This window comes from Terrabacter sp. 2RAF25, assembly GCF_052115265.1.
Classification (GTDB): Bacteria; Actinomycetota; Actinomycetes; order Actinomycetales; family Dermatophilaceae; genus Terrabacter.
Genome location: NZ_JBFRGJ010000013.1, coordinates 16,630 through 33,237, shown reverse-complemented (window position 1 = coordinate 33,237; position 16,608 = coordinate 16,630). Strand labels below are relative to the sequence as shown.

Genomic DNA, 16,608 nt, shown 5'->3' with positions numbered 1-16,608 from the left:
TCGGCGGCGCCTGTCGTCGTCAATGCACTGGCACGTGTCGCCACGCTCTAATACGTTCGCCGGGTGACTGCCAACACCCAGACAGCGCGACCCCGGACCGACGTGGACCGCATCGCGGAGACCTACTTCGACGCCGCCGTCGCCCTCAGCCCCATCAACGCGACCTTCCTCGGCGTCCCAGGCGCCGAGGAGGACCTCGACGACCTCTCCCCCGCGGGCACCGCCGCTGCCTCGCAGCTGCGCCGGGCCACCCTCGCCGAGCTCGGCGACGCGACGCCCGCCGACGACGTCGACCGCGTCACCGTCGACGCCATGACCGAGCGCCTCCAGCTCTCCGAGGACCGGTATGCCGCCGGGCTCGACGAGATGTCGCTCAATGTCCTCGCCTCGCCGCTGCAGGCGGTGCGCGACGTCTTCGACCTCATGCCGCAGGACACCGAGGACAACTGGAGCACCTTCGCGGCGCGCATGGCCAAGATCCCGGCGGCCCTCGAGGGCTACAAGGAGTCCCTGCTGGTCGCGCGCGAGCGCGGCCAGGTGTCGCCGCGCCGGCAGGTCGAGGCCTGCGCCGAGCAGTCGCGCGACCTCGTCGCCGACGACGGCTACTTCACCAAGATCGTCGCCGACGCCACGGTCGGAGACGCACCGCTCGACGGTGACGTCAAGGCCCGCCTGGCCGACGCCGCAGCGGCGGCAGCGGCGGCATACGGCGAGATGGCCGACTGGCTGGAGCGGGAGCTGCTGCCCCACGCCCCCGACGCCGACGCCTGCGGCATCGACCGCTACCGCCTCGAGTCCCGCTACTTCCTCGGCGCCGCGGTCGACCTCGAGGAGACCTACCGCTGGGGCCAGCAGGAGGTGGCGAGCCTCCACGCGCAGATGACCGAGATCGCCGAGGGGCTCGAGCCGGGCGCCAGCGTGCAGCGTGGCGTGGAGATCCTCGACGCCGACGAGAAGTACCAGCTCCACGGCACCGACGCCCTCAAGGCGTGGATGCAGGAGCGCGCCGACGAGGTCATCGACAACCTCAAGGACGTCCACTTCGACATCCCCGGCCCGGTCGAGACCATCGAGTGCATGATCGCCCCGACCCAGACCGGAGGCATCTACTACACCGGCCCGAGCGACGACTTCAGCCGGCCGGGGCGGATGTGGTGGTCGGTGCCCAAGGGCAACACCGAGTTCCGCACCTGGAACGAGCTGACGACCGTCTACCACGAGGGCGTCCCGGGCCACCACCTGCAGGTCGCGCAGACCGTCTACCGCTCGGCCCTGCTCAACAAGTGGCGCCGGCTCGAGGCCTGGACCTCCGGCCACGGTGAGGGCTGGGCCCTCTACGCCGAGCGCCTGATGGCCGAGCTCGGCTACATGGACGACCCGGGCAACCGGATGGGTTGGCTTGCAGGACAGTCGCTTCGGGCCGCCCGCGTCGTCATCGACATCGGCGTGCACTGCGGGTTCGACGCCCCCGACGAGGTCGGCGGCGGAGCGTGGGACTACGACAAGGCGTGGACCTACCTGACCCGCTACGGCTTCATGGACGAGAAGATCCTCCGGTTCGAGCTCAACCGCTACCTCGGCTGGCCGGGGCAGGCCCCGAGCTACAAGATCGGCGAGCGCCTGTGGCTCCAGCTGCGCGACGAGGTGCGTGAGCGCGAGGGCGATGCCTTCGACCTCAAGGCCTTCCACCGCCGGGCCCTCGACATCGGCGGTGTCGGCCTCGACACGCTGCGGGCCGCGGTCCTTCAGGAGATCTGACCGCCACGCGCCGACGGCAGCGCTCCGGAGGGCCCCCGACCACGACGGTCGGGGGCCCTCCGTCGAGGGGTCCGGATGGGTACTGCTCCCCATCGCCGCGAGGCCCTGCCCGCACCTATGCTGTGCTCGCGCCGCCGACTCGCAGCAGGCGCTCACACCACAGGGGAGAAATCGTGTTCCGCCACCGCACCGCGGTGGGCCGGACCCAGGGGACGATCACGCGCCGTGCTGCGCGCCGTCTCCTGACCGCGCTCACCGCCACCACCGTCGCCCTCGGCCTGCTGCCGCTGGCCGCCCCGTCCGCCGACGCCGCCACCTACACCATCACCGGTCGCGTCACCGGCCTCGACGCCACCGGCGCCGTCGTCGGTGTCGGGGACGCGGGCCTCTGGATCTACGACGCCACGTACCAGGACGCCGGCTCGGTCACGTTCAGCTCGGACGGCACCTACTCGGCCACGTTCGCCTCGCCCGGCCCCTACAGGATCGAGGCCGGCTGCTGGGGCACGATGACGTGCGCCTCGCAGTGGGGCATCGAGTGGTACGCCGACAAGGGCAGCTTCGATGACGCCACCCCGGTCACCGCCGGCGTGACCCCCGCCGTCGCGAACATCAGGCTCGACCGCCGCTCGACGATCAAGGGCACCGTCAAGAACACCGCGGGCCAGCCGCTGAGCGGCTTCAGCGTCGCCGCGTCCAAGACGACCGGAGGCATGCAGGTCGACACCACGTCTGCCGCTGACGGCAGCTTCACGCTCAGCGGTGTCGAGTCGGGCCCGAGCACCGTCCAGGCCTTCGACGCGGCCGACCAGCACCTCTACGCGTCGGCGACCTGGGACGGCACGAAGAGCACGAGCGACTACGTCGACTGGACCATCCCGGCCGGCAAGACGATCACCGGGGTCAACTTCGTCCTCGACCCGTGGACCGGTGTCGTCGTCAAGGTGACCGACGCGGCCGGCAAGCCGCTCGAGAACATCAACTGGAACCTCTACGAGTACCGCTCGGCCCAGGGCGACTGGTTCGGGCGCCAGTACGGCCCGCTGCTCACCGGAGCGGACGGCATCTTCGCCGAGCAGACCGAGGTCGGCAAGACGTACAAGATCTGCGTCTACGACACCTGGTACGGCAACGGGTGGGCGCCTGCGACCCGCTACCAGGACCGGTGCTACGACAACGCGACGACGCTCGAGACCGCAACGCCGTTCACCGTCACGTCCGACACCCGCAAGCGCGAGCTGACGATGGTGCTGCCCGTGGCCGGCAAGGGCCTCACCGCCGCCGAGCCGATGGTCAGCGGCTCATCGGCGGTGGGCAGCGTGCTCACCGTCGACCCGGGCGCCTGGGGCCCGTCCGGCGTGGCTTTGAGCTACCAGTGGATGAAGTACGGCACCGCCGGGCTGGTGCCGATCGCCGGAGCCACCGCCTCGACGTTCACCACGACCAGCGACCTCGCCGGCTCGTACGTCACCGCGAAGGTGACCGGAACTCTCCCCGGCTACCGCGCCGCGGAGATGTACGGCAACGGCGTACAGGTCGTGGGCACCCTGGCGGCGCCGACGCCGACGATCAGCGGCACCAAGGCCGTCGGCTACACGCTCACCGCCGTCCCCGGCGCGTGGGGGCCGGCCCCGGTCACGCTGGCCTATCAGTGGTACCGCTCCGGGGTCGCCATCGCGGGCGCCACGGCGAGCACCTACGCCCTGACCACGACCGACCAGGCCAAGACGATGACCGTCCGGGTCACGGGCACGAAGTCCGACTACGCGACCGCGGCGAAGACCTCGGCGGCGAGCACCGCCGTGCTCGGCGGCCTCACCGCGCCGACGCCCACGATCAGCGGCACCAAGGCGGTCGGCTACACCCTCACCGCCGTCCCCGGCGCGTGGGGGCCGGCCCCGGTCACGCTGGCCTATCAGTGGTACCGCTCCGGGGTCGCCGTCTCCGGTGCCACCGCGAGCACCTACAAGCTCACGACGACCGACCAGGCCAAGACGATGACCGTCCGCGTCACCGGGGCCAGGTCCGGCTACCTCACGGTCGCGAAGACCTCGGCGGCGACCACCGCGGTGCTGGGGGCCTTCACGGCCCCGACGCCGACCATGTCGGGCACCCGCAAGGTCGCCTACACGCTGACGGCCGTGCCCGGCACGTGGTCCCCGGCGCCCACCGCGTACGCCTACCAGTGGTACCGCTCCGGCGCCGCCATCTCGGGGGCGACCGCGAGGACGTACAAGCTGACGAGCCTCGACAAGGGCAAGTACGTCAAGGTCCGTGTCACGGGCGCCAGGACCGGCTACCTCACCAGGGCCGTCTACTCGGCGCAGACGGCAGCGATCGCCTGACACCGAACCACGTCCGTCAAGATCGACCGACGGCGCCGCTCCCACGGGGTGGTGCCGTCGGTCGTTCCCGGCTGCGGCTCGGCCCCTACGATGACGGCATGTCGACCCCCCTCACCGACGCCCCCGCCGTCTCCCTCGTCCTCGCCTCCGCCTCGCCCGCCCGCCTCACCACGCTGCGCGCGGCGGGCATCGAGCCGACCGTCGTCGTGAGCACCGTCGACGAGGACCTCGCCGTGGCCGAGGCCACCGAGCGTTACGGCCCGCTCGAGCCCGCCGACATCGCGCTGCTGCTCGCCCGGGCGAAGGCGGAGGACGTCGCATCCGGCCTCGACGCGGGCGCCGTCGTGCTCGGCTGCGACTCGGTGCTCGAGCTCGACGGGGAGGTGCACGGCAAGCCGGCCGACGCGGCCGATGCGATCCGGCGCTGGCACCGCATGCGCGGGCGCTCGGGCGTGCTGCACACGGGTCACTGGCTCGTCGACGACCGAGGCCCGGGCGGCGCCACGCTCGGCGCGACCGCCTCGACCACGGTCCACTTCGCCACGCTCTCAGACGCCGAGATCGACGCGTACGTCGCGACCGGTGAGCCGCTCACCGTCGCGGGCGCGTTCACGATCGACGGCCTCGGCGGCGCCTTCGTCACCTCCGTAGAGGGCGACCACCACAACGTCGTCGGCCTCTCCCTGCCCCTGCTGCGAGAGCTGCTCGGCGACGCCGGCATCGGCTGGTTCGACGTCGCGGGCGGCTCACCGGCCGGCGCGACTCAGGGGTAGAGGTCGTCGGTGAGGTTCTCGATGACGAGGTAGTGCTCGGTCCACCACCACATCTGGGCCGCACCGACGACGACGATGAGCCCGAGCAGCCAGTAGCGGTAGCGCCGCCACCAGCGCAGCTTGAGGAACCAGGCGATCACGAGGGTCATGGGGAACGCCAGCAGCGCGTAACGCACGCGGCTCGGCGTCGTGCTCGTGACGAGGATGATGTATGCCGGGTAGGCGCCGGCCCAGCCCCAGATCTCCGGCCCCCAGCGCCACGACTGCTTCGACAGCATGAACCACGCGAAGGCCGCGACGCCGAGGACACCGCCGACCTGCCCCAGGACGCCCCAGTACTGGTACAGCAGGTTCCACCACAGGTAGAGCTTGATCTTGGTCTCGATGTTCCAGGCGAGCATCGTGTCGTTGTAGGCGTTGGGGGTGTCCGTGGCGATCGTGACGATCGTCGGCCACAGCCACGTCAGGGCGCCCGCGTATGCCGCCAGCGCGCCCATCGCCACCCGGAAGCGCTTCGGGTGGGCACCCTCGTCGCCCTGCCGCCAGCGCACGACGGCGTGGGCGACGATGACCGGGACCATCGCGATGACGACGTTGCGGCTGAGCGAGAGCACGAGCAGCGTGACCGCCACCCACCAGTACTGCCGGCGTCGCAGCAGCCAGAGCACGGTCACCACCCCGAGCAGGGCGGTCGACTCGGTGTAGGACGCGGAGAAGGCGGGCGAGGCGATGAAAAAGCTCGTCGCGACGACCGCGACGATCGCCTCCCAGCGGCCCACGACCTGGTCGACGAGCTTGAAGAGCATGTACATCGCGACGAACCCGATGACGGTCGAGAGCGTCGGCGCGACGAGTGCGAACGGCAGGCCGGTGACCTTCATGATGAGCCCGACGGTCATCGGGAAGACCGGGAAGAAGGCCCACGGGTTCATGTCGATGCCGCCCCAGCCGACCCTGGGCAGCACGGCCGGGTAGCCCTGCTCGGCGATGACGCGGTACCACTGGCCGTCCCAGCCGGTCATCACCGCGTTGTAGCCGGGGTCGGCCGGTGTGGGGTAGAAGATGCGGATGTTGGCGGTGCCGATGGGCAGCGGGATCTGGTACCTGGACAGGTAGGTGGCAGCGACCCACACGAACAGGCGAGAGACGGCGAAGACCGCGAACGGGAACCAGATCGGGAATCGTCGCCAGAACGGCAGCTTCAGCTCCGCCTGGCGGTCGGGGTGCTCGAGCCTGTGACCGAGGCGCGGCTCAGACCGGCGGGACGGCGCGGCGGCGCTCGCTGAAGTGACGGTCACGCCGGGAAGCATAAGCCAGTCGGCGCACGAGGTCCGAGCGCAGCTCATCCGCCTCGACGATGGAGTCGAGCACGAGGTCCGCCGCGAGACGCTCGATGTCGACGTCCTCCTCGTACTCGCGGCGGCGGTCGGCGACGAAGGCGTCGCGGGTCTCGGCGCCCTGCTGCTGCTCGATCTCGGCGATCTTGTTCGCGTAGACGGCGTTGACGGCCGCCTCCGGCCCCATCACGGCGATCCGCGCGGTCGGCAGGGCGATCGTGGCGTCGGGGCCGAAGCCGGGGCCGCCCATCGCATAGAGCCCCGCACCGTACGCCTTGCGCACGACGACGCAGAACTGCGGCACGGTCGCGGACGAGACGGCGCTGACCATCTTGGCGCCGTGCCGGATGATGCCGCCGCGCTCGACCTCGGAGCCGATCATGAAGCCGGGCACGTCGGCGAGGTAGACGAGCGGGATGTTGAAGGCGTCGCAGAGCCAGATGAACCGCGCGGCCTTGTCGGCGCTGTCGGTGAACAGCACCCCGCCCTTGACCATCGAGTTGTTGGCGACGAGGCCGACCGTCTGACCGTCGATCCGGCCGAAGCCGATGACGAGCTCACCCGCCCAGAGCGGCTTGAGCTCGAAGAAGGAGTCGTCGTCGACGAGGCCTTCGATGACGTCGTGGATGTCGAACGGCACGGACTCGCGCTCGGGCACCGTGTCGCGCGTCAGCGGCGACGCCGGCTCCTCGGCGGCATACGTCGGTGGGTGGTCGCGCCACGTGCCGGGCACGTAGGAGAAGTAGAGCTTGGCCAGCTCGATGGCCTCGGCGTCGTCGTGGGCGAGCAGGTCGCCGACGCCGGAGACGGTGCAGTGCATGCGCGCACCACCCATCTCCTCGAGCGACACCTTCTCGCCGACGACCATCTCGGCCATGCGGGGGCTGCCGAGGTACATCGAGGCGTTGCCCTCGACCATGATGATGAGGTCGCAGAAGCTCGGGATGTAGGCGCCACCGGCCGCGCTCGGGCCGAAGAGGCAGCAGATCTGCGGCACCTTGCCCGACAGGGCGACCTGGTTGTGGAAGATGCGGCCCGCGCCGCGGCGGCCGGGGAACATCTCGACCTGGTCGGTGATGCGGGCGCCGGCGGAATCGACGAACCAGAAGACCGGCAGCTCCTCGCGCAGCGCCATCTCGGTGGCGCGCACGATCTTCTCGACGGTGCGCGAGCCCCAGGAGCCGGCCTTGACGGTCGGGTCGTTCGCGATGACGATCGCGGGCCGGCCGTCCACGGTGCCGCGGCCGGTGACGACGCCGTCGGCGGGCAGCCCGGGCTGGAGCGCGTTGGCGTAGCGGCCGTCCTCGACGAAGGAGCCCTCGTCGAAGAGCAGCGCGATGCGGTCGCGGACGTAGATCTTGCCCTGCGCGTCGAGCTTCGCCTGTGCCTTCTCGGGCGCGCTGGCGGAGGCGGCGTGCGCCTTGGCGAGGCGGGCGCGGACGTCGGCGACGCGCGGGTCGGACTCGCTCATGCGGGCAGCCCCAGGCCACGCGCGATGAGCATCCGCTGGACCTCGGAGGTGCCCTCGCCGATCTCGAGGATCTTCGCATCGCGGTAGAAGCGGGCCACCGGGAACTCCTCCATGAAGCCGTTTCCGCCGAAGACCTGGGTGGCGATGCGGGTCGCCGTGACGGCGGCCTCGGTCGAGTAGAGCTTGGCGATGGCGGCGGCCTGCTTGACCTCCTTCACCGAGCGCTTGCCGGCGTGCAGCTCGTCCTTGAGCCAGGCCGCCTTGTAGGTCAGCAGGCGCGCGCCCTCGACCATGACCGCGAGGTCGGCGAGCTGGAAGGAGACACCCTGGTTGACGCCGATCGGCCTGCCGAACGCGGTGCGCGTCTTCGCGTAGTCGGTGGCGAGCTCGAGACACGCCTGGGCGCACCCGACGGCGAGCGCCGAGATGGCGATGCGGCCGTCGTCGAGGGTCTTGAGGAACTGCTTGAAGCCCTGCCCCTCCGCGCCGAGCAGGTTCTCAGCGGGGACGCGGCAGCCCTCGAAGGTGAGGCCGTGGGTGTCGGAGACGTGCCAGCCGAGCTTGTGGTACGCCGGCTCGACGACGAAGCCGGGCGTGCCGGCGGGGACCATGATGGCCGAGATCTTCGGCGACCCGTCCTCGTTGGTGCCCGTGCGCGCGGTGACGGTGACGACGGAGGTGATGTCGGTGCCGGAGTTCGTGATGAAGGCCTTGGCGCCGTCGATGACCCACTCTTCGCCGTCGCGCACTGCGCGGGTCTTCGTCGCGGCGGCGTCCGAGCCGGCCTCGGGCTCGGTGAGGCCGAAGCCGGCGAGAGTCTGCCCGGAGACGAGGTCGGGCAGGAAGCGCTGCTTCTGCTCCTCGTTGCCGTAGGTCAGGATCGGGTTGATGCCGAGGCCGACACCGGCGGAGAGCGTGATGCCGATCGACTGGTCGACCCGACCGAGCTCCTCGATGGCGACGCAGAGGCTCGTGAAGTCGCCGGCGTCGCCGGCGCCGCCGTACTCCTCCGGCACGACGAGACCGAACAGGCCGAGCTCACCCATCTTCGGCACGAGGTCTGCCGGGAAGTGGGAGGTGGCGTCCCACTTGGCGATGTGAGGGGCGACCTCCTTCTCGGCGAAGTCGCGGACGACCTTGCGGAAGTCCTCGTGGTCCTGGCTGAGCTCGAACATCGCTGTTCTCCTGAAGGGTTCGCGGCCGTCACGCGCTCGTGACGCGTGCTTGACGTTGACGTAAACGTAAAGCATGATCGACGCCATGACAAGTGCGCCGACGTGGACCATCGCCCAGGTGGCCGACGAGTTCGGCGTGACCCACCGCACGGTCCGCCACTACGAGGACCTCGGCCTCATCTCCCCCGAACGGCGGGGAACGCAGCGCATCTTCCACCGCCGTGACCGCACTCGTCTGAGCCTCATCCTGCGCGGCAAGCGCCTCGGTTTCCCGCTCGAGGAGATCCGCACGATCATCGACCTCTTCGACGCGCCACGCGGGCGGCGCACCCAGCTCGAGTACGTCCTCGGCCAGATCGACGAGCGCCGTGCGGACCTCGACCAGCGGCTGCGCGACATCCAGGACGCCATCGCCGAGCTGGGTGAGTTCGAGCGCCGGTGCCGTGAGGACCTCGACAAGCTCGCGTGACACGATGGGCCACATGAGCGCTGACGACACGAAGATCTCCGCGTACGCCCACCCCGAGCGCCTCGTCACCACCGACTGGCTGGCCGAGCAGGTCGCGGCGGGTGCCGTCGGGGGTCCCGACGGCATCGTGGTCCTGGAGTCCGACGAGGACGTCCTGCTCTACGACACGGGCCACATCCCCGGCGCGGTCAAGATCGACTGGCACGTCGACCTCAACGACCCGGTGACGCGCGACTACGTCGACGGCGCGCGCTTCGCCGAGGTGATGGGCAAGCGCGGCATCTCGCGCGACACGACGGTCGTGCTCTACGGCGACAAGAGCAACTGGTGGGCCGCGTACGCCCTGTGGGTCTTCAGCCTCTTCGGCCACGAGGACGTCCGACTGCTCGACGGCGGCCGGGCCAAGTGGATCGCCGAGGGTCGTGAGCTGACCCGCGACCTCCCGGCGCCGACCACGGTCGACTACCCGGTGGCCGAGCGCGACGACGCCCCGATCCGCGCGTTCCGGGACGACGTCCTGGCCCACCTCGGCAAGCCCCTGGTCGACGTCCGCTCCCCCGGCGAGTTCTCCGGCGAGCTGCTCCACATGCCCGACTACCCCCAGGAGGGGGCCATGCGCGGTGGGCACATCCCCGGCGCGAAGTCGGTGCCGTGGGCGCGGGCCGCCAACGAGGACGGCTCGTTCAAGTCCAGAGCGGACCTCGAGGCGATCTACCTGACCGAGCAGGGCCTGGCCCCCAATGACGACGTCGTCGCGTACTGCCGCATCGGCGAGCGGTCGTCGCACACGTGGTTCGTGCTCACCCACCTGCTCGGCTTCGAGACGGTGCGCAACTACGACGGCTCGTGGACCGAGTGGGGCAACTCCGTGCGCGTCCCGATCGAGCGCTGAGCACATGAGCGACACTCCGCTGCCTGCATCGCTGTCCGAGATCGCCGACGACTTCCGGTCGGCGAGCAACGAGCTCAAGCTGCAGCTGCTCCTCGAGTTCAGCGACGAGCTGCCCGCCCTCCCCGAGCGGTATGCCGGTCACCTCGACCAGCTCGAGCGCGTCGACGAGTGCCAGTCGCCGCTCTTCCTCACGGTCGAGGTCGCCGACGGCGCGTCCCTCGACGACCGGGCGGTCAGCCTCTTCTTCGACGCCCCCGCCGAGGCTCCGACCACCCGCGGCTTCGCCGGCATCCTCCACGAGGGCCTGGACGGGCTCAGTGCGGCGGAGGTGCTGGCGGTCCCCGACGACGCCCCGATGCGGTTCGGCCTCGCCGAGGCGGTCTCGCCCCTTCGCATGCGCGGCATGGTCGCGATGCTAGGTCGCATCAAGCGCCAGGTCCGGGTGAAGACCGCCGTCTGACCACGTGACCCGGCAGACACCGCGTCACTGCTGCGCCCCGTGCAACAGTGACGTAGCCGCCCGGACGCGCCGCCCACCAGGTGACTACACCAATCGCGTACGTCACTGCTGCGCCCCACGCAACAGTGACGTAGCCGCCCGGACGCGCCGCCCGCCAGGTGACTACACCGATCGCGTACGTCACTGCTGCGCCCCGCGCAACAGTGACGTGGGGACCGCGGGGAAGATCTCCGTCCCGTCCACCTGTGGACGGTCCCAGCGAGCCGCCTGCTGTGCGCTGCAGCCTGTCGTCATGGCGAGAGCAGGAGGCGCGGGTGGCAGCGACGACCGGATCGGGCGTTATGTCGTCCGGGTTCGTCGCCTCGCCGACCTGAGCCAGCGCGATCTGGCGGCTCTCGTGGGCGCGACGGCGAGCACGGTGAGCCGCATCGAGTCGGGTGCGTCGGTGCCGACCGTGGGACGCTTCGAAGAGATCCTCGCCGTTGCCGGCCTGCGCCTGGCGGTCGTCGATGCCGAGGGGCACATGGTGGCACCGGTGCCAGAGGACCTCGTGCGCGACAACCAGGGTCGCCGGTTCCCGGCGCACCTCGACGTGGCACCGCCGGACGAAGTGCCCTACGAACGAGCGATTCGTCCGCGCTACGACAGGGAGGCTGCCCGAGCGTGGTTCAGGCACAGGGACTTCCGCGACCGGCAGGCAGCGAAGGAGCCGCAGCGTGCGCGACCGGCCGACCATCCGACCGACGGGGAGCTGCGCCGTCGGGTGCGGCTCATGCGTGGGCGCCAGCCGGTCGTCGACAGTGCTCCGATGACGGATGACTGCACGTGCCTGGACGCCTGCTTCGAGGCCTTCTGCGTGTCCGGCTGCCCCCGCCGTTGTGAGCCAGAGCGCGACCGCTTCGGCCGTTAGCTCACCGGCGGAACACGGCCCGCCAGCGCTGACCCTCGATGGCGGTCACCTCGACCTCCTCGAGCCCCTCACCCGCGAACGACCGCATGCGACCACGGCTCAATGCGTACGGCGGACCGCTCGTCGAGTCGGACTCGCCGTCCTCCCGGAACTCCACGGCGAACAGCGTTCCGCCCGGGGCGACGAGGCTGCGCACGCCCTCCACCGCGGACGAGCGCGGAGGGTCCGGCAGCGCCTGGACCGTGTAGATCTCGACGACGAGGTCGAAGCCGTCGAGCCACTCCCCCGGCAGGTCGAGCAGGTCGGCCACCCGGTAGTCGACGGCACTTCCCGGATGCCGGTTCTGCGCCACTCGTACGGCGGACGGGGCGACGTCGAACGCCACGGTCTGGAAGCCGAGGCCGGCGACGAACTCCGCATCGGCACCGAGACCACAGCCGACGACGACCGCGCGCAGCCCGTCGCCGACGACCCCGCGCCCCTGCACCCAGTCCCGCAGCGGCGGCGCGGGCTCCGACCGGTCCCACGGCATGCTCACGACGCCCGACGACCCCTCGGCATACAGTCGGTCGAACCAGGCTGTAGGGGCGCCATCGGAGATCGCTTGCGCCGCAAGCACATCCGCTCGCTCGTGCCAGTCCTGAGCCACGGTCAGCCTCCGATCCGTGTCCGCACCTCATAGAGCTCGGGAAAGAAGGTCAGGTCGAGGGCACGACGGAGGAAGTCGACACCCGTCGAACCGCCCGTGCCGGTCTTCTGGCCGATCGTGCGCTGCACGACCTGGAGATGACGGAAGCGCCACTGCTGGAAGTTGTCCTCGAGGTCGACGAGCTCCTCGCACGTCTCGTAGACACCCCAGTGCTCGTGCGGCTCGGCGTACACCCCGGCGAAGACGTCGACGAGCCCCTGGTCGAGGCGGTAGGGCTGGGTCCAGTCACGGTCGAGCAGGTGCGGCGGGACGGCGTACCCGCGGCGCGACAGGTAGGCGAGAAACTCGTCGTACAGGCTCCGCTCGTGGAGCAGGCCGTCCAGCTCGGTGCGAGCGACCTCGTCGTGCGAGAAGACCGCGACCATGTCGGCGTTCTTGTTGCCCAGCAGGAACTCGACCTCGCGGTACTGGGCCGACTGGAAGCCCGAGCTCGTCGCGAGGAACGGGCGGATCTCGGCGTACTCGCTGGGCGTCAGCGTCGCGAGCACCGACCACTGGTCGGTGAGCGTGTGCTGGATGTGCTTGAACCTCGCCAGCCGCTTGAGCGCCGGCGCGAGCTCGTCCTCACCGAGAAGCCTTCGGGCAGAACGCAGCTCGTGGATCATGAGCTTGAGCCACAGCTCGGACGTCTGGTGCTGGATGATGAAGAGCAGCTCGTCGTGCTGCGGCGGGTCGCTCAGCGGCTGCTGCGCGCTGAGCAGCGTCTCAAGACGCAGGTAGTCGCCGTAGGACATCTTGCGCGTGAAGTCGCGTTCGATGCCCTCCTCGAGCTCGCGCGTGACGCGCCGGTCGTCCGTGGCCATGCCAGAGATCCTAGGAGGCGTCTCAGCTGGGCCGCGGGCGGATCCTCACGAGGTGGGAGACGACGCCCGGGATCCACCCGGTCTCGCCGCGCATCCACCGGGCCCCCACGAGGTTGTGCGGCACGACCACCGTGTCGGCCCGGGCCGCGACGAGCCCGACGTCGGTGCCGAAGACGTCGGTGACGACGGCCCACTCCCGGGCGCTGTGGCGAGCCAGGTGCTCGCCGATCGCCGTCGCGAAGGTGTCGACGATGACGTCGGAACCGTCGCCGTCGCCGCCGTTGCTCGCCGCCCAGCGGCGGTACGCGTCGTCGTAGTGCTCGCCGATCGAGGCGAGGCTGTCGACGTCGACGCCGACCTGCGCGGCATGCGCGAGCGCGGCATCGAGACGGGCGCGTTCGACCTCGCCCAGCGGCCCCGTCACCGGCCGCCCCGCGGGGTCGAACGCCACGGATTCGTCACCGGGCTCGTCAGCGTCGGCAGCTTGGGTCGGGTCCGAGGACGACTCGACGTCGCTCTTGTCCTTCCGCGAGAACAGTCCCATGCGAGCCAATCTAGTGTCTGGGAGGGTGACGGGCCCCGATGTGCCGGACCTCACTCCCGGACGGCCTGGAATAGGCGTCTGGAGGCGGAAGTGACGCGACGTCAGCCCGATAGAGTCCGAGCCATGGCATCCATCAGCAAGGTCCTGATCGCAAATCGTGGTGAGATCGCGGTCCGCATTGCGCGGGCGTGCGCGGACAGCGGCATCGCCTCGGTGGCGGTCTACGCGGACCCCGACCGGGATGCCCTGCACGTGAAGGTCGCCGACGAGGCGTACGCGCTGGGTGGTTCGACCCCCGGCGAGAGCTACCTGCTCGTCGACAAGCTGCTCGACGTCGCGAAACAGTCCGGCGCCGACGCCGTCCACCCCGGTTACGGCTTCCTCGCCGAGAACGCCGGCTTCGCCCAGGCCGTGATCGACGCCGGGCTCGTCTGGATCGGCCCCGGCCCCGAGGCCATCGACTCCCTCGGCGACAAGGTCAAGGCCCGCCACATCGCGACGAAGGCCGGCGCGCCGCTCGTGCCCGGCACCAAGGACCCCGTCGGCGGCGCCGACGAGGTCGTCGCTTTCGCGAAGGAGCACGGCCTCCCGGTGGCGATCAAGGCGGCCTACGGCGGCGGCGGCCGCGGCCTCAAGGTCGCCCGCGCCATGGAGGAGATCCCCGACCTCTACGACTCGGCCGTCCGCGAGGCCGTCACGGCGTTCGGTCGCGGCGAGTGCTTCGTCGAGCGCTTCCTCGACCACCCGCGCCACGTCGAGACCCAGTGCCTCGCCGACCAGCACGGCAACGTCGTGGTCGTCTCGACCCGCGACTGCTCGCTGCAGCGCCGCAACCAGAAGCTCGTCGAGGAGGCGCCCGCGCCGTTCCTCACCGACGAGCAGCACACCGAGCTGCTCCGTGCGTCCAAGGCCATCCTCAAGGAGGCCGGCTACGTCGGCGCCGGCACGTGCGAGTTCCTCGTCGGCCCGGCCGGCGACATCAGCTTCCTCGAGGTCAACACCCGCCTGCAGGTCGAGCACCCCGTGACCGAAGAGGTCACCGGCATCGACCTCGTGCGTGAGCAGTTCCGCATCGCGAACGGCGAGACCCTCGACTACTCCGACCCCGAGCCGCACGCCCACTCCATCGAGTTCCGCATCAACGGCGAGGACGCCGGCCGCGGCTTCCTCCCGGCACCCGGAACCGTGTCGAAGATGGTCGTGCCGCAGGGTCCCGGTGTGCGCTGGGACGCCGGCATCGTCGAGGGCGACACCGTCGCCGGCGCCTTCGACTCGATGATCGCCAAGCTCATCGTCACCGGCCGCACCCGTGAGCAGGCCATCGAGCGCTCCCGCCGCGCCCTGGCCGAGCTGACCATCGACGGCATGCCGACCGTCGTGCCGTTCCACCGCGCGGTCGTCGCCGACCCGGCCTTCGCCCCGTCCGACGGCACGCCCTTCACGATCCACACCCGCTGGATCGAGACCGAGTGGGACAACACCGTGCAGCCGTATGCCGGTGGGTCGGGTGGCGGCGCTGACGGGGCCGAGCCCGAGGAGCGCCAGACCGTCGTCGTCGAGGTCGGCGGCAAGCGCCTCGAGGTGTCGCTGCCCGGCGGCCTGTCCCTCGGCGGCGGTGGCGGCTCGGCCGCGAAGAAGAAGGCACCGAAGCGCTCCGGCGGCGGCAAGTCCGGCGGCGCCGCCTCGGGCGACTCCCTCACCGCCCCGATGCAGGGCACCATCGTCAAGATCGCCGTCGAGGAAGGCGCCACCGTCGCCGCCGGCGACCTCGTCATCGTCCTCGAGGCGATGAAGATGGAGCAGCCCATCACCGCCCACAAGGACGGCGTCATCACCGGCCTGACCGCCTCCGTCGGCGAGACCGTCACCTCCGGCGCCGTCCTCGCCGAGATCAAGGACGCCGAGGCCTGAGCCGGAGACACCCCGCAGGCGCGTCAGCACACGACGAGGGCCGCTCCACCAGCGAGGTGGAGCGGCCCTCGTCGTGTCGGCGCGGCCGGGATCAGTTCCGGGGCGGGTCGCCCAGCGTGATGTCGCCACCGCCCGCGTCGCCGGCGCTGCTGTCGTTCCCGGCACCGCTCTCGGTGCCGGGCCCGCTCTGGTCGGGCAGCCCCGGGAGGTCTTGCTCACCGGCCGGTGCGCCGCCGGGCGGGATCTCGGACGGACCCGGGCTGCCGGGCAGCTGCGGGTCGACCGGCGCGGGGTCGTTGGGGTTGACGGGAGGCGAGGGCTGCGACGGTGCCGGCTGTCCCGGAGGCGGACCCGGGACCGGTGCCGGACCCGGCGTCGGGGCCGGCTCGGGCGTCGGCGCAGGCTGAGGCGTCGGCGCTGGTTCGGGCGTGGGCGCTGGCTCGGGCGTCGGCGCAGGCTCGGGCGTCGGCGCGGGGCCGGGGCCGGGCGCGGGAGCCGGCGGCGGCGTCGGCGTGGCGGGAGGCTGGGTGGCGTCGTCAGCAGGCAGACCCAGCTGTTCGCGTACGGCATCGGCGCCCTTGTCGAGCTGGTCGGCGTACTTGCCACCGGTCCGCTCGTTGATGATCTCCTCGGCCTTGTCGAGCCCCTGCTCGGCCTGGTCGGGGTGGCCCTTGATGAAGTCCTTGGCCTTGTCGATCCAGTCGCTCACTGCGTGCCTCCACGGTCAGACCAGTCAGGGGCGCTGCCGCGACGGCGCGTTCCCCTGACGTGCCGGCGACGCCGCCACGGGCCCGACGTTACGCCTCTGGCACACTTCTCATGTGCTTGCGACCCTTGCCACTGCGACGTCGAACCAGCCGACCTTCTCGGCGACCAACCTGATCATCCTGCTCGTCGTGGCAGCGGTCGTCTACCCGCTCCAGAAGAAGCTGCGCGAGGTGGTGTCGCGCCGGCGCAAGGAGCGGTGGGCCGAGGAGGACCGGCGGGCCGAGCTCGAGCGCGAGCAGCCGGACGGACCGCGGCCCCCCGAGCAGACGCCCTGACAGCCAGA

Annotated in this window: 16 protein-coding genes; 9 read left to right on the top strand and 7 right to left on the bottom strand. The window is 70.9% G+C overall.

Annotated features, from left to right (window positions below; all coding sequences use genetic code 11):
- The first annotated feature begins 63 nt into the window (after positions 1 to 63).
- The 3 genes from AB4091_RS21115 to AB4091_RS21105 all read left to right on the top strand — a co-directional run bounded on the left by AB4091_RS21115 (position 64) and on the right by AB4091_RS21105 (position 4,876).
- Entirely contained in the window at positions 64 to 1,758 is a 1,695-nt protein-coding gene (locus AB4091_RS21115; protein ID WP_442294727.1) for a DUF885 domain-containing protein, read from the top strand.
- A gap of 173 nt (positions 1,759 to 1,931) precedes the next feature.
- Positions 1,932 to 4,103 carry a carboxypeptidase regulatory-like domain-containing protein gene (locus tag AB4091_RS21110; RefSeq protein ID WP_442294725.1) on the top strand — a complete coding sequence of 724 codons (2,172 nt, stop codon included), beginning with the start codon at positions 1,932 to 1,934 and terminating at the stop codon, positions 4,101 to 4,103.
- Between the two features lie 98 nt (positions 4,104 to 4,201).
- Positions 4,202 to 4,876, top strand: coding sequence for a Maf family protein (locus AB4091_RS21105; protein WP_442294723.1), 675 nt, complete (start codon positions 4,202 to 4,204; stop codon positions 4,874 to 4,876).
- Here the strand turns inward: AB4091_RS21105 and AB4091_RS21100 are convergent.
- Genes AB4091_RS21100 through AB4091_RS21090 form a run of 3 tightly spaced genes read right to left on the bottom strand, consistent with a single transcriptional unit; the run spans position 4,867 to position 8,859 of the window.
- Positions 4,867 to 6,174: a hypothetical protein gene (locus tag AB4091_RS21100; RefSeq protein WP_442294721.1), complete on the bottom strand. Its 1,308-nt coding sequence runs from the start codon at positions 6,172 to 6,174 to the stop codon at positions 4,867 to 4,869. The two genes, AB4091_RS21105 and AB4091_RS21100, sit on opposite strands and share 10 nt — an antisense overlap.
- The gene (locus AB4091_RS21095) at positions 6,128 to 7,684 is read right to left on the bottom strand and encodes an acyl-CoA carboxylase subunit beta (protein ID WP_442294719.1); all 1,557 of its coding nucleotides are present in this window, start codon (positions 7,682 to 7,684) and stop codon (positions 6,128 to 6,130) included. Before AB4091_RS21095 ends, AB4091_RS21100 begins: the two co-directional genes overlap by 47 nt.
- A complete protein-coding gene (locus tag AB4091_RS21090; protein WP_442294717.1) occupies positions 7,681 to 8,859 on the bottom strand; it encodes an acyl-CoA dehydrogenase family protein in 1,179 nt (392 codons plus the stop codon). The genes AB4091_RS21095 and AB4091_RS21090 overlap by 4 nt, the downstream gene beginning before the upstream one ends.
- An 85-nt stretch (positions 8,860 to 8,944) precedes the next feature.
- On the opposite strand from AB4091_RS21090, the gene AB4091_RS21085 reads away from it, so the two are divergent.
- The 4 genes from AB4091_RS21085 to AB4091_RS21070 all read left to right on the top strand — a co-directional run bounded on the left by AB4091_RS21085 (position 8,945) and on the right by AB4091_RS21070 (position 11,590).
- A complete protein-coding gene (locus AB4091_RS21085; RefSeq protein ID WP_442294715.1) occupies positions 8,945 to 9,328 on the top strand; it encodes a MerR family transcriptional regulator in 384 nt (127 codons plus the stop codon).
- A 13-nt stretch (positions 9,329 to 9,341) separates the two neighbouring features.
- On the top strand, positions 9,342 to 10,220 hold the full coding sequence (locus AB4091_RS21080; RefSeq protein ID WP_442294713.1) for a sulfurtransferase: 879 nt from the start codon (positions 9,342 to 9,344) through the stop codon (positions 10,218 to 10,220).
- Between the two features lie 4 nt (positions 10,221 to 10,224).
- Positions 10,225 to 10,680, top strand: coding sequence for a SufE family protein (locus tag AB4091_RS21075; RefSeq protein ID WP_442294711.1), 456 nt, complete (start codon positions 10,225 to 10,227; stop codon positions 10,678 to 10,680).
- A 292-nt stretch (positions 10,681 to 10,972) separates the two neighbouring features.
- Entirely contained in the window at positions 10,973 to 11,590 is a 618-nt protein-coding gene (locus tag AB4091_RS21070; RefSeq protein ID WP_442294709.1) for a helix-turn-helix domain-containing protein, read from the top strand.
- A 1-nt stretch (position 11,591) separates the two neighbouring features.
- On the opposite strand, the gene AB4091_RS21065 is transcribed toward AB4091_RS21070, so the two are convergent.
- The 3 genes from AB4091_RS21065 to AB4091_RS21055 all read right to left on the bottom strand — a co-directional run bounded on the left by AB4091_RS21065 (position 11,592) and on the right by AB4091_RS21055 (position 13,646).
- Positions 11,592 to 12,122, bottom strand: a complete 531-nt coding sequence (locus AB4091_RS21065) for a class I SAM-dependent methyltransferase (protein ID WP_442294778.1) — start codon at positions 12,120 to 12,122, stop codon at positions 11,592 to 11,594.
- Positions 12,123 to 12,241: 119 nt separating this feature from the next.
- A complete protein-coding gene (locus AB4091_RS21060) occupies positions 12,242 to 13,102 on the bottom strand; it encodes a tryptophan 2,3-dioxygenase (protein ID WP_442294707.1) in 861 nt (286 codons plus the stop codon).
- Positions 13,103 to 13,124: 22 nt separating this feature from the next.
- Positions 13,125 to 13,646 (bottom strand): DUF3806 domain-containing protein, encoded by a 522-nt coding sequence (locus tag AB4091_RS21055; RefSeq protein ID WP_442294705.1) that lies wholly within the window; start codon positions 13,644 to 13,646, stop codon positions 13,125 to 13,127.
- Positions 13,647 to 13,769: 123 nt separating this feature from the next.
- On the opposite strand from AB4091_RS21055, the gene AB4091_RS21050 reads away from it, so the two are divergent.
- Positions 13,770 to 15,557, top strand: a complete 1,788-nt coding sequence (locus AB4091_RS21050) for an acetyl/propionyl/methylcrotonyl-CoA carboxylase subunit alpha (RefSeq protein WP_442294703.1) — start codon at positions 13,770 to 13,772, stop codon at positions 15,555 to 15,557.
- Between the two features lie 91 nt (positions 15,558 to 15,648).
- Here AB4091_RS21050 and AB4091_RS21045 read toward each other — a convergent pair whose 3' ends face one another.
- A complete protein-coding gene (locus tag AB4091_RS21045) occupies positions 15,649 to 16,266 on the bottom strand; it encodes an antitoxin (RefSeq protein WP_442294701.1) in 618 nt (205 codons plus the stop codon).
- A gap of 112 nt (positions 16,267 to 16,378) precedes the next feature.
- Here AB4091_RS21045 and AB4091_RS21040 point away from each other — a divergent pair, with 112 nt between their 5' ends.
- On the top strand, positions 16,379 to 16,600 hold the full coding sequence (locus tag AB4091_RS21040) for a hypothetical protein (RefSeq protein ID WP_442294699.1): 222 nt from the start codon (positions 16,379 to 16,381) through the stop codon (positions 16,598 to 16,600).
- Positions 16,601 to 16,608: the final 8 nt, after the last annotated feature.